At 37.9% G+C, this 12,990-nt stretch carries 10 protein-coding genes; 8 read left to right on the forward strand and 2 right to left on the reverse strand.

Features of this window, described 5'->3' with window-relative positions; translation table 11 throughout:
• Nucleotides 1-204: 204 nt before the first annotated feature.
• Nucleotides 205-792, reverse strand: a complete 588-nt coding sequence (locus tag ACIQZ6_RS09715) for an RNA polymerase sigma factor (RefSeq protein WP_395810581.1) — start codon at nt 790-792, stop codon at nt 205-207.
• A gap of 248 nt (nt 793-1,040) precedes the next feature.
• Here ACIQZ6_RS09715 and uvrA point away from each other — a divergent pair, with 248 nt between their 5' ends.
• Complete coding sequence (uvrA, locus tag ACIQZ6_RS09720; RefSeq protein ID WP_395810563.1) at nt 1,041-3,851, forward strand: excinuclease ABC subunit UvrA; 2,811 nt, start codon at nt 1,041-1,043, stop codon at nt 3,849-3,851.
• Between the two features lie 468 nt (nt 3,852-4,319).
• Here uvrA and ACIQZ6_RS09725 read toward each other — a convergent pair whose 3' ends face one another.
• Complete coding sequence (locus tag ACIQZ6_RS09725) at nt 4,320-5,417, reverse strand: SGNH/GDSL hydrolase family protein (RefSeq protein ID WP_395810565.1); 1,098 nt, start codon at nt 5,415-5,417, stop codon at nt 4,320-4,322.
• Nucleotides 5,418-5,591: 174 nt separating this feature from the next.
• Between ACIQZ6_RS09725 and ACIQZ6_RS09730 the strand changes: the two genes are divergently transcribed.
• The 7 genes from ACIQZ6_RS09730 to ACIQZ6_RS09760 form a co-directional block, all read left to right on the forward strand.
• Nucleotides 5,592-6,833, forward strand: coding sequence for an MFS transporter (locus tag ACIQZ6_RS09730; RefSeq protein WP_395810567.1), 1,242 nt, complete (start codon nt 5,592-5,594; stop codon nt 6,831-6,833).
• A 177-nt stretch (nt 6,834-7,010) separates the two neighbouring features.
• Nucleotides 7,011-7,454 (forward strand): RrF2 family transcriptional regulator, encoded by a 444-nt coding sequence (locus ACIQZ6_RS09735; protein WP_395810569.1) that lies wholly within the window; start codon nt 7,011-7,013, stop codon nt 7,452-7,454.
• A 206-nt stretch (nt 7,455-7,660) separates the two neighbouring features.
• Entirely contained in the window at nt 7,661-9,754 is a 2,094-nt protein-coding gene (locus tag ACIQZ6_RS09740; protein WP_395810571.1) for a HEPN domain-containing protein, read from the forward strand.
• Between the two features lies 1 nt (nt 9,755).
• On the forward strand, nt 9,756-10,547 hold the full coding sequence (gene cobA / locus ACIQZ6_RS09745) for a uroporphyrinogen-III C-methyltransferase (protein ID WP_395810573.1): 792 nt from the start codon (nt 9,756-9,758) through the stop codon (nt 10,545-10,547).
• Nucleotides 10,525-11,238, forward strand: coding sequence for a bifunctional precorrin-2 dehydrogenase/sirohydrochlorin ferrochelatase (locus tag ACIQZ6_RS09750; protein WP_395810575.1), 714 nt, complete (start codon nt 10,525-10,527; stop codon nt 11,236-11,238). The genes cobA and ACIQZ6_RS09750 overlap by 23 nt, the downstream gene beginning before the upstream one ends.
• A 74-nt stretch (nt 11,239-11,312) precedes the next feature.
• Nucleotides 11,313-12,482: a trans-sulfuration enzyme family protein gene (locus tag ACIQZ6_RS09755; RefSeq protein WP_395810577.1), complete on the forward strand. Its 1,170-nt coding sequence runs from the start codon at nt 11,313-11,315 to the stop codon at nt 12,480-12,482.
• 9 nt (nt 12,483-12,491) lie between these two features.
• Nucleotides 12,492-12,990: phosphoadenosine phosphosulfate reductase family protein (locus ACIQZ6_RS09760; RefSeq protein WP_395810579.1), on the forward strand; the 499-nt coding region annotated here is incomplete at its 3' end.

The raw sequence follows: 12,990 nt of genomic DNA on the forward strand, positions 1-12,990 counted from the left end.
TATTGCAATTGCATTCAAGCAGGGTTTAATAGCAGTATAAAACAATTGATCTTCTTCGCTAAGGCCTTCTGGGTTAATATCTTTATTAACTTCTAATTGTTGTAAAGAATGTGTTTTTGGAGTAGAGATTTTTATCATAAGCAAATTAAGTTTTTAGTTTAAACGCACTTAATTTGCGAATGTTTTAAATAGAATAAAAAAAATTTAGATCTTCTTTAAACTTAATTCTCTGGTTAACATCATTTTGCGTAAATTATTCAGTGCATATCGCATGCGGCCAAGCGCAGTGTTTATACTTACCCCACTTAATTCTGATATTTCTTTAAAACTTAGTTCACCAAAATGGCGCATGATCAATACTTCTTTCTGATCTGATGGCAAGTGATGAATGAGTTCTCTTAGATCCTTGTGTGTTTGCTCACGAATCATTTTATCTTCCATGCTATCATCATAAAATTTAATTACTTCGAAAATATCAAAACCATCAACCGTTGTTACCAATGGTTTACGCTTTTCTTTTCGAAAATGATCAATTACAAGATTATGTGCAATACGAATTACCCATGGAAGAAACTTGCCTTCCTCATTATATTTTCCAGCTTTTAGGGTATTAATAACCTTTATAAAAGTATCCTGAAATATATCCTCTGCCAGATAGGAGTCTTTAACTAAGAGATAAATTGAGGTGTATATTTTGGCTTTATGCCTTCGGATAAGTTCCTCCAAGCTAGGCTCATGGCCAATTATGTATTGTTGTACCAGATCCTGGTCACTGATCGAATGAATAGTTATAGCACTCATACTTTAAATTCTTTAGTATTATAATTCTTAAAAAAATGATAGAGTAGAGTTTATTCGATAGCGTTTTTCCTTTAGTTATTTATAATGAAATTAATTGATTTGAAATCAAACAATAATCTTGCCAAAATCAAATAATATTTGATCATTGTTCTTTAATAAATACTTATAGCCGTATTTTTGCGTTTCGAATCATAGGGCTATATCAGTATATACGAAATAAAATAGTTTGGAGTTTGCGAATGAACAAAGAGGCAGAAAAAGATCCTAAAAAGTATATTATTATTAAAGGGGCAAGAGTCCATAATTTAAAGAATATTGATGTCGCCATCCCTAAAAATAAATTAGTTGTCATTACCGGAATGTCTGGTTCAGGCAAGTCGTCACTGGCATTTGATACGCTGTATGCTGAAGGACAAAGGCGATATGTAGAAAGTTTGTCATCATACGCCAGGCAGTTTATGGGGCGAATGAATAAGCCTGATGTTGATTATATTAAAGGTATCGCGCCTGCAATTGCTATTGAGCAAAAGGTTATTACTAGTAATCCACGTTCAACTGTAGGCACTTCAACTGAAATTTATGATTATTTGAAATTGCTTTTTTCAAGAATCGGGAAAACCATATCACCTATTTCAGGAAGTGAAGTTAAAAAAGACACAGTTACGGATGTAATTAATTTCATTTCTGGTTTTTCAGAAGGCACTTCAGTTACTGTTTCTTGCCCTTTGCATGCACATAATAATCGTTCTTTGAAGGAGGAGCTTGCAGTACTACTTCAAAAAGGTTTTACGCGTGTATTGATCAATGAGCAGCTGTCTAAAATCGAAGATCTTTTGGATGATCAGTCAACCGGTAATATAAAATCGGGCAATGACGTGGATATCAAGATCGTTATTGATCGGGTTTCTGTGGCGGCCGATGAGGAGACCCTAAGCCGTATTGCGGATTCAGTTCAAACTGCATTTTTTGAGGGCAGGGGTGATTGCTTTTTAGAAGTAGATGGTCAGATTCATGTGTTTTGCGATCGTTTTGAGCTAGATGGCATACGTTTCGAGGAGCCATCTCCTAATTTTTTCAGTTTTAATAATCCTTTTGGTGCTTGTAAGCGTTGTGAAGGTTATGGTAAGATTATTGGTATTGATGAAGATCTTGTTATTCCGGATAAAAGCAAGTCGGTTTACGATGGTGCCATCGCTCCTTGGAGAGGTGAAAAAATGGGTGAATGGCTACATAAGCTCGTCAAAAATGCCTTAAAATTTGATTTTCCTATTCATCGTTCTTATAATCAGCTAACAGCAGAGCAAAAACAATTAGTATGGTCTGGTAACGAATACTTTAGCGGACTAGATGATTTTTTCAAAGAACTTGAGACTCAAACGTATAAAATTCAATACCGTGTTATGCTTTCAAGGTATCGTGGCAAGACAAACTGCCCGGAATGCCTAGGCAGTCGTCTCCGTGAGGATGCTTCAAACGTAAAGATTGCCGACCACTCTATAACAGATATCGTTTTAATGCCTTTAGATAAAGCACTTGTTTTTTTTCAGGGTTTAGAACTTGACCCAGTTCGAATGAAGATTGCTAAGCGTCTGTTAATGGAGATTACGAACCGAATCAAATTTTTGAATGATGTAGGCTTGAGTTACCTTACCCTGAATAGACTATCAAATACCCTTTCAGGTGGTGAATCGCAGCGTATAAATCTAGCTACCTCATTGGGTAGCTCGCTGGTTGGTTCAGTATATGTTTTAGATGAGCCAAGTATCGGACTTCATCCAAGGGATACTCAACGACTGATTGAAGTATTAATTTCATTGAGAGATGTTGGAAACACTGTATTGGTTGTTGAGCATGAAGAAGAAATCATGAAGGCAGCTGATCATATTATTGATATTGGTCCGGAGGCAGGTACTCATGGTGGTCAGTTGGTGTTTACAGGTACTTATTCTGAAATTTTGAAGGAGGATGGGAGTCTTACCGGGCAATACCTAAGTGGAAAACAAGCAATCGCTATACCACAGCATCGTAGAAAATGGAGTGATTATATTGAAATCAAAGGCGCTAGAGAGAATAATCTAAATAATGTGGATGTTAAATTTCCATTAAATGTTTTAAGCGTGGTTTCAGGTGTTTCCGGTTCTGGGAAAACATCACTGGTGAAGCGAATTTTACAACCTGCCTTGCAGAAAGCTATTGGAAATTATTCTGGTGAACAAACGGGATCTTATGATTCTATAGGTGGAGATTTCAATAAAATTGAACAGGTTGAAATAGTAGATCAGAATCCAATTGGCCGTTCTTCAAGATCTAACCCTGTTACCTATGTGAAGGCATGGGATGAGATACGAAATTTGTTTGCCTCTCAGGGTGCTGCTAAGGCATCTGGTTTGAAGCCGTCTGCATTTTCTTTCAATGTTGAAGGAGGCCGTTGCGATGTTTGTCAGGGCGAAGGTGAGGTGAAAATCGAAATGCAGTTCATGGCAGATATTTATCTTCCTTGCGAATCTTGTTATGGAAAGCGCTTTAAACAGCATGTTCTTGATGTGACCTATAAAGAAAAAAATGTTTTTGAGGTTCTGGATATGACTATTGATGAAGCACTTGAGTTTTTTCAGAGCGAACCTAAAATTGCTGCAAAGATCAAACCGCTTGCTGACGTTGGATTAGGGTATGTTCATCTGGGACAATCATCAAACACACTTTCTGGCGGCGAAGCCCAACGAATTAAACTGGCATCTTTCCTGGTTAAGGGAAACAATAGCAGTAAAACTCTGTTCATTTTTGATGAGCCTACCACCGGGCTTCATTTTCATGACATTAAAAAACTGCTTAAATCGTTTGAAGCTTTAATAGAACAAGGAAACACCATTATTGTTATAGAACACAATATGGATGTAATCAAATGCGCCGATTGGGTAATTGATATTGGACCTGAAGGTGGTGATAGAGGCGGAAATGTTGTGTTTGAAGGGGTTCCCGAAGATCTGATCAAGAAGAAGGATTCCTATACTGGCAGCTTTTTGAAGGAGAGGTTTAAGGGTTTGTCTTAAAGTAGAATTGTGAGCTGAGGATAAAGCTGAATTTTATTTTTTATAATTTTGGAAAGGTGCTGTTGAAGCTTTTCGGTTTGGGCAGTCTGGTGCTCTGCTTTAGTTTTTTGCCATAAAGCAGTCTTTAATTACATTTATCCTGATAGCAAAAAAGCTACCGCTGCCGCCCCGGTTTAATTTAGCCTCTGTTGTAGTTTTTTTGTAAGGCTTGCATGCTTTAGGATTTAATTTTATTAATAAGATCTTAGCTGCAAATAAATAACCACTGTCCCTGCAATCTAAACGGGATTGAAGCGGTAGCCTTTTGCCGAATCAATTTTATTAATCACATCAAAATTTCACGGCAAAAGCTACAGCGGAGAGCCCGGCTACAGAAGCTAGAAAGCAATGGCTTTGCTTTCCAAATCAGAATAATTAATCTGACCTCGTCTTTTATTGTATAAGAGAACACTTATCAAAAGCTCACAATCATCTGATCGTAAGCTTATTCTCTTTAAACTTTGCAATCAAATAATCTGCATATCGTAAATAGCCCAGATCAGTTAAGTGGGTTCCATCTACAGTGCCCTCATTGTCTGTCCCGATTGATCCGGTAGCACTGATATAGATTAGATTTTTCATTCCACCCTGCACCAATTTATCGAATTCTGTTTTCAAGGCCTGATTCTTTTCATCCATGCTCTTTTTCAGATCAGTCTGGAAAATTGCTCGTGTATATTCCACATTCTCAACAAATACTAGTGGAGTAGTTGGATTTTTAGAACGGATCGCTTTTGCTAATGGGATAACACTATCGGTCACTTGTTTTGCTGTCATATTCGGTAGACAATCAATAACGTAATAGGACGCCTTTATTCCTGAAATAAGCTCGGCTATCGGAGGATCCATTCTTCCATTTCCGCTAAAGCCAAAGTTAATACAATCCACATTCAGCTTTCTAGATATGATACTTGTAAATACCATGCCGGGTCTTGAAGCACAACCTCCCTGCAAAATACTAGTGCCATAAAAAACTATGGGTAGCTTTTTATCTGCATCAGGTTTGGTAATCGTACTGCCGTTTTCTAATCCAATTTCCACTTGGGTTGTACCATCGTAAAGTGGTAAATAAAGTTTAAATTCCCTTTCGCCGCTACTAAGACCACTAATCAGTGAGGCTTCGTTTTCTTTTGCTGTTGGTCTGCCTGTATTAACATAAGTCCATACTCCATTAACTTTGCAATACAGATCAACCCCTTTTATGCCCGTTTCGGCCATGTGGTTCATTTTTGTATCACTCAGCAAAGCCCATTTTACTTTCACAGAACTAGAGTTAGTATTAAACCTTATCGATATTCCAGCAGAATTTTTTGACAGATCCCAAACCTGTTTTCTTACTTTATTCTTATAAGATGCGGGTAAACGGTCGTAGGGGCTTTCTTTCTCAGATTCGGCAACTCCGGTGCCCTCAATTAAGAAGGATTCTTTACCATAATAAGTGAAATTTTCTTTTTTAGGAGTTGGTTCTTGTGAGAAAATAGAACTGCTAAGGAAAGTTAGAACTAAGAGACAGATATATCTATTCATGATCATTATTTTAAGTAAAGATAACAGAACAATTCAATCAGCCAAATGGAGAAAAAACAGTTTTGGTAGGTTATTTATGAATATAATTAAGTTTTGGGAAGCGTACTGGAATTATAAAAAGCATTTAAAGCTTATATTGCAAGCGCAATCCAATTGGGCCTGTAACAATTTTTTATGACCTTGATAAAGGAAACCCCATCGATCAAATTAAAATTTTCCTCCTATGAAGTTTTTGTTATCCTGTTACTTGCATTAACACAATTCACTGTTGTTCTTGATTTTATGGTCATGTCGCCGCTGGGCGATATGCTGATGAAATCTATGGGTCTAAGCACCTCGCAATTTGGGCTATGTGTTTCAGCATATGCTTTTAGTGCCGGCATTTCAGGCTTACTGACGGCAGGTTTTGCCGATCGGTTTGACCGGAAAAGCTTATTGCTCTTTTTTTACATAGGCTTTATTGCCGGTACTCTTTTTTGTGGTTTGGCAGATACCTATCCAAAGTTATTACTTGCTAGGATCTTTACTGGAATCTTTGGAGGAGTAATTGGGTCTATTTCAATGGCTATTGTAACCGATATGTTTGTGATTGAAAACAGGGGTAGAGTTATTGGATATCTGCAAATGGGATTTGGTGGCAGCCAGGTTCTTGGAATACCAATTAGTTTATACATAGCAAATCATTGGGGTTGGCAATCTCCATTTCTTATGATTGTGGCATTGGCTAGTTTGATTTTGTTCGCTATTATCATCAAGCTAAAACCTGTAAATGAGCATCTTTTACTAAAATCTGAACGGAATGCAATTGAACATTTATGGCATACGCTAACGCTAAGAAAGTATAGAATAGGATTTTTGGCAACTGCTTTCCTATCATTGGGTGGATTTATGATGATGCCTTGGGGCAGTGCTTTTGCAATAAATAATTTGAATGTTACTTCTCAGCAACTTCCCATTTTATATATGGTTTCAGGTATCACTGCTTTGTTTATTATGCCCGTGATTGGAAAGTTAAGCGATCGGTTCGATAAGTTTACCATTTTCACTGTAGCATCAGTATTGCTTAGTATCGTTGTAATTATTTATACCAATCTTGGACCAGTTGCATTCTGGGTTGTATTACTTATGAATTTAGGTTTTATGGTTGGAATTATGAGCAGGATGGTTCCAGCAGTGGCTTTAAGTTCTGCATTGCCTGAAAAGCAAGACAGAGGAGCATTCATGGGGATTAATGCATCGTTACAACAAATTGCAGGTGGAATTGCAGCAGCATTTGGTGGAATGGTTGTTGTACAGAAAGACAAGTTTAGTCCATTAGAACATTATGATACATTGGGTTATATTATCGTATTTCTTTCCATTGTTTCTATATTTTTAATCCGTAGGGTTAGTAAGCTTATTAAATCTGCAGAGTAGGGTTCAACGTAAAATTGCTCTTGATTAATGATTGATATTCTAACCTTAGCTAAATATTAATTCTGATCCCAATATCTACTTCGAGCTGATGATAGCCAATTTCAGAGAATATATTTATTCAATTGATTAAGAAATAATTTCCGTTAATTTGTTCTAACTAACAATTCCCTACAGAGTATGCTTTCTAAAAAAACGCGTTATGCAATAAAAGCCCTCGTGGTTTTGGGTAAAAATTTTGGGGAGGCGCCAATGCAAATCTCGAAAATTGCTTCTGATGAACATATACCAAAAAAATTCCTTGAACAAATTCTGCTCGATTTAAGGAATGCCGGATTACTTTACAGTAAGAAGGGAGCCGGTGGTGGATATGGGCTGGTAAAAGATCCTGCTGAGATTTTCGTGGTTCAGGTGTTACGTCTTACTGGCGGCCCTGTAGCACTATTGCCATGTGTTAGTTTGAATTTTTATCAGAAGTGTGATGAATGCAGCAATGAAGCAACATGTGGTGTAAGAGATGTGTTTCTGGAAGTTAGAAATGCAACTTTAAAAATTTTAAGTGAAACTAGTATTGCTGATATTATTAGTCGTGAAGGCCTTTTAATTCAAAATACGGGGGTGTAAAAAAATTTTAAATAAAAGTCTACTAAATCTATATACTTTGTATTATATTTGGTCAATGAAAAATTTTGGATGTCATATGAACAATGAAACAACATTAGATTGTTATTATATGTGCATGATAAAACATTGAAGAAGACCAGGTAAAGATTTATTTATATGAACCTCTTCACCTACTGGTAGAAGAGGTTATTTTTTGTAAAAAATTAATGAATAGTTTCAGAACAGAATTAGAAGACCCAATTGTTCAAAAAGATATTGTCGATCTGGCGAAAAAAATCAGAGAATTTCGTGATGGTAAGATACATGATGAGAAGTTCCGTAGTCTCCGTTTAGCCCGTGGTATTTACGGTCAGCGGCAGCCCGGTGTTCAAATGATAAGGATCAAATTACCATTTGGGAAAGTTAGTTTTAAGCAGTTTTTGCGTATTGCCGACATATCAGATGAATATGCAAGCAGTAACCTTCATTTAACAACACGTCAAGATATTCAAATCCATTATGTAAGCCTTGACCGAACTCCAGAGCTATGGGCTAAACTTGAGCAAGATGACATTACGTTAAGGGAAGCCTGTGGTAATACTGTACGAAATGTAACGGCATCACCAACATCTGGTATTGATCCGAATGAGCCCTTTGATGTATCACCTTATGCCTATGCAACTTTCAACTATTTTCTTCGCAATCCAATTTGTCAGGAGATGGGCAGAAAGTTTAAGATCGCCTTTTCTTCAAGCGATGCGGATACAGCCTTTACCTATATTCATGATCTAGGCTTTATTCCTAAACTTATTCTGAAAGAAGGAAAAGAAGTTCGTGGTTTTAAAGTTTTATTTGGTGGTGGCTTAGGGGCGCAGCCATCCATTGCCCATATGGTGAATGAATTTTTGCCCGAAGATGAGCTGATTCCATACATAGAATCAACATTGCGTGTTTTTGACAGGTATGGCGAACGCAGTAACAGAAATAAAGCAAGGATGAAATTTCTTGTTGCAAAATTAGGTCTTGATGAAGTATTAAGCCTTATCGCGCAAGAGAGAGTTGCAAACCAGACTAAACATTTTAAAATTGATCGTGACACGGTTGATCTTCCTCAGATTCCTGACAAAATAGACCTGCCGGATGTGCCTATTTCAGATCAGTTACTTTATCAAAGATGGCTCGATACTAACGTCTTTGAGCAAAAGCAACATGGTTTTTATGGAGTTTACATCAAGGTTACAACTGGAGATATTCCAACAAGCAAGGCTAGGAAATTTATTGCAGCAATCAACGGATTGGTTGGCGATGAAATCCGTATCACAATCAATCAGGGTTTGCTTCTCAAATATGTGCGTAAAGAGGCTTTACCGGTATTGTTTGAGCGATTGAAAGAACTTGATTTTGTAAAACCAGGGTTCGACAGCGTAAGTGACATTACAACATGCCCCGGAACGGATACCTGTAACCTTGGTATTTCAAACAGTACCGAACTTGCACGAGTTCTTGAAGATTTGATCTCAGAAGAATTTGATGAACTGATAGAGAATCAGGATATAAAAATAAAGATTAGCGGCTGTATGAATAGTTGTGGACAACATGGTTTGGCGCATATTGGTTTCCATGGAAGTTCACTCAAAGCTGCAGGTAAGGTTGTGCCTGCTGCTCAGGTTTTATTGGGCGGTGGTACAGTGGGCGATGGTATAGGTCGTGCTGCAGACAAGGTTATCAAGGTGCCTTCTAAAAGAACCAAAGATGTGGTTCGGGTTATATTGGATAATTACAGCCAGAATAAAAAGGGAGATGAATTGTTCAACGACTTTTATGACAGATTTGGTAAAGATTATTTTTACCAGTTATTAAAGCCATTAGCCGATCTAAGTACATTAACTCTAGATGAATTTGTTGATTGGGGTCACGAAGAGGTCTTTGAAACCGCAATTGGCGTTGGAGAATGTGCCGGTGTGATGATTGACCTGGTTTCAACGCTCTTGCTCGAAGCAGAAGAAAAGCTGAATTGGTCAATTGAATCAATGGATGCGAAAGCATATTCTGATTCAATCTATCATGCCTACAGTGTATTTATCAGCAGTGCAAAAGCATTGTTATTGGATAAAGGAATCAATAGCAGTACACAGGTTGGAATTATTCGTGATTTTGATGAGCACTATAAAGACAGTCAGATTCTTCAGGGTTTGGAAAGCTTTGCTGATTTGGTATTGCAAATAAATAAAAATGAACCATCAGCAGAATTTGCCCAAGCTTACCTTGGATCAACTGTTGATTTTATTAAAAGAATTAAACTAGCAAAGGAGTTCAATTAAGATGATAATTACGCAAACAACTAACTCAATTAAAGAACCAAGAATTACGCTGGTGGGTGCAGGTCCGGGTGATGCAGAACTAATTAGCATTAAGGGTGTAAGGGTACTCAAATCTGCAGATGTAGTTCTATATGATGCACTTGTTAATTGTGAATTACTGCAGTTTGCTCCTGAAAATGCAATAAAAGTATTCGTAGGTAAACGTTCTGGTGACCATTCCTATTCTCAGCAAGCTGTTAATAAGTTAATGATTGACTATGCGTTGAACTATGGGCATGTGGTTCGATTAAAAGGAGGTGATCCATTTGTTTTTGGACGTGGATTTGAGGAATTGGAAATGGCTGCATCATACAGTATCCCTGCTGAAGTGGTTCCTGGTATATCGAGCAGTATTTCTGTGCCTGCCCTGCAGGGTATTCCATTAACCCATCGTGGTGCGAGTGAAAGTTTCTGGGTAATTACCGGGACGACCAGTTCTGGCGAGATTTCTAAAGATTTGTATGCTGCTGCAAAATCAAATGCAACGGTTGTGGTTTTAATGGGAATCAAAAGGCTTAAGGATATTGCCGACATTTTTATTGCAGCGGGAAAGCACCGATTGCCAGCTGCGGTTATTCAAAATGGTACTATGGAGAATGAGAAGATTGTTGTTGCTACAGCAGGAACGATCTTTGAATCTGCTCAGGATCAGAAAATAGATTCTCCTGCTTTGATCGTATTTGGTGAAGTTGTGGGGCTACATTCTTTGTTTCAGCCAATTAAGGCATTTTATGAATTCTCAGAACAAGAATAATAAAGTTTTGGAAAACAATACAGGCAATCAACTTTTTCCGGTATTCCTAAAGTTAAACCAATTGAAGGTTTTACTTGTTGGAGCGGGGAACATTGGTCTTGAAAAACTCGAGGCGGTTCTAAGTAATAGTCCTGATACCCAGATCGATATTGTTGCTGAAAGCTTTCTGCCCAAACTGATTCAATTAGCAGGTAATTATCCAAGGGTGAAATTACATTCAAAAAGGTTTGAAGCTACTGATCTGGAAGGTCATGACCTGGTGATTATCGCAACAGGAGATAATATACTGAATGCAGAAATCAGGTCTTTGGCGCGCCCGCTACATTTATTGATCAATGTTGCTGATAAGCCTGATCTATGTGATTTTTATTTGGGATCAATCGTTAAGAAGGGAGATCTTAAGATCGGGATATCAACCAATGGGAAATCGCCAACAATTGCTAAACGACTGAAAGAGATATTTCAAACTAATTTACCCGATGAACTAGATCTAACCTTGCAGCAAATGAATAAGTTGAGAACTACTTTGGGAGGTGATTTTGCGCATAAAGTAAAAGAGCTGAATAAGGCAACTGAATCATTGATCAATAATTCAAATGAGAAACCCTTGGCTCGAAAAATCAGTTGGAAATTATTAGCGGCAGCATTTGCTGGGCTTATTCTCATTGTAATTATGTTTAAATACTATTAAATCGAGATTCGAGACATAAAAGCACCTGATTAATTTTATTTAATTAAGTATTTTTGCCGAAACGTTCGCAAAAAATGAAAGAACAATCTAAGCTTATTCGTACCCAGGTGCCTCGCTCATCAAACAGAGAGCATTCTGTGCCTTTATATCTGACATCCAGTTTTGTTTTTGATGATTCAGAACATGGCAGAGCAATGTTTGCCGATGAGGTTGAAGGGAATATTTATTCGCGTTATTCTAATCCAAATACCAACGAGTTTATTGAGAAAGTGCGCGATTTTGAGGGTGCAGAAGCTGGCTTAGCCTTCTCATCAGGAATGGCAGCTGTGTTTGCATCCATTGCAGGTTTACTACGTAGCGGTGATCATATTGTTGCTTTTCGCTCAATTTTTGGATCTACTCACCAGCTTTTTACGCAATTGCTGCCTCGCTGGGGAATTACCACTACCTACGTAGATGCCTCAAAGCCTGAAGATTTTGAAGCAGCATTACGTCCAGAAACTAAAATGGTGTTTCTTGAAACGCCTTCAAATCCCGGTCTTGAATTAGTAGATTTGGAATGGCTGGGTAATTTAAAGAAGAAACACAATTTCATCCTGAATGTTGACAACTGTTTTGCAACACCCTATCTGCAAAAGCCAATTCAATTTGGCGCCGATCTTGTAAGCCACTCGGCAACCAAATATATGGACGGACAGGGTAGAGTGCTGGGCGGGGTAGTGGTAGGCCGTAAAGATCTGATGAAAGAACTGATGTTTTTTATCAGGCATACTGGTCCGGCAATGTCGCCATTCAATGCATGGACCCTATCTAAAAGTCTTGAAACACTTTCACTACGTATGGACAGGCATTGTAGTAATGCTTTGAAAGTGGCAGAAACTCTTGAACAGTATCCTGAAATAGAGCTTGTCAGATATCCATTTCTCCCATCTCATCCACAATATGAATTGGCAAAACGCCAGATGAAACAGGGTGGCGGCATCGTAACCTTTATTGTAAAGGGAGGTTTTGAACGGGCAAAGCGTTTTATGGATGCACTTCAAATGATCAGGTTGTCGCCCAATCTAGGCGATACCCGTTCAATAGCTACACATCCAGCTTCAACAACTCATTCCAAATTAAGTGATGCTGAACGTGCGCAGATCGGAATATTTCCTGGAAGCATCAGAATCTCTGTTGGCTTGGAGGATAGTGATGATATCCTTTCAGACCTGACTGAAGCACTTAATAAATCTATAAACTGATTTAATACAATGAACAAATCAGCAGAGATATTACAGGAAATTGCAGGATTGAGTATAGAACAGTCACTTGAATTGTTAGTCAATCGATTTCCTGGGAAAGTGGTTTTTTCGACCAGTTTTGGTTGGGAAGACCAGGTTATTTCTCATCTAATTTTTTCAAATAAAATGCCTGTTAAAGTATTCACTCTCGAAACAGGCCGACTTTTTCCAGAAACTTATTACGTATGGAACCGAACCATTGAAAAATATGGAGTACCGGTTCATGCATATTACCCCAATACAGAGGCGGTTGAGCAAATGGTCAGTGTCAATGGTCCGAGTAGTTTTTATGGATCGGTAGAGAACCGTAAAGAGTGCTGTGGAATCAGAAAGGTTGAACCCTTAAAACGTGCTCTTGCCGGAAATTCATTGTGGATAACCGGAATACGTGCTGAACAATCAATCAATAGGGAAGATATGAATGCTGTAGAATGGGATGAATCTAATCAGCTGCATAAATTTCATCCTA

It is taken from the genome of Daejeonella sp. (genome assembly GCF_044348475.1).
Classification (GTDB): Bacteria; Bacteroidota; Bacteroidia; order Sphingobacteriales; family Sphingobacteriaceae; genus Daejeonella.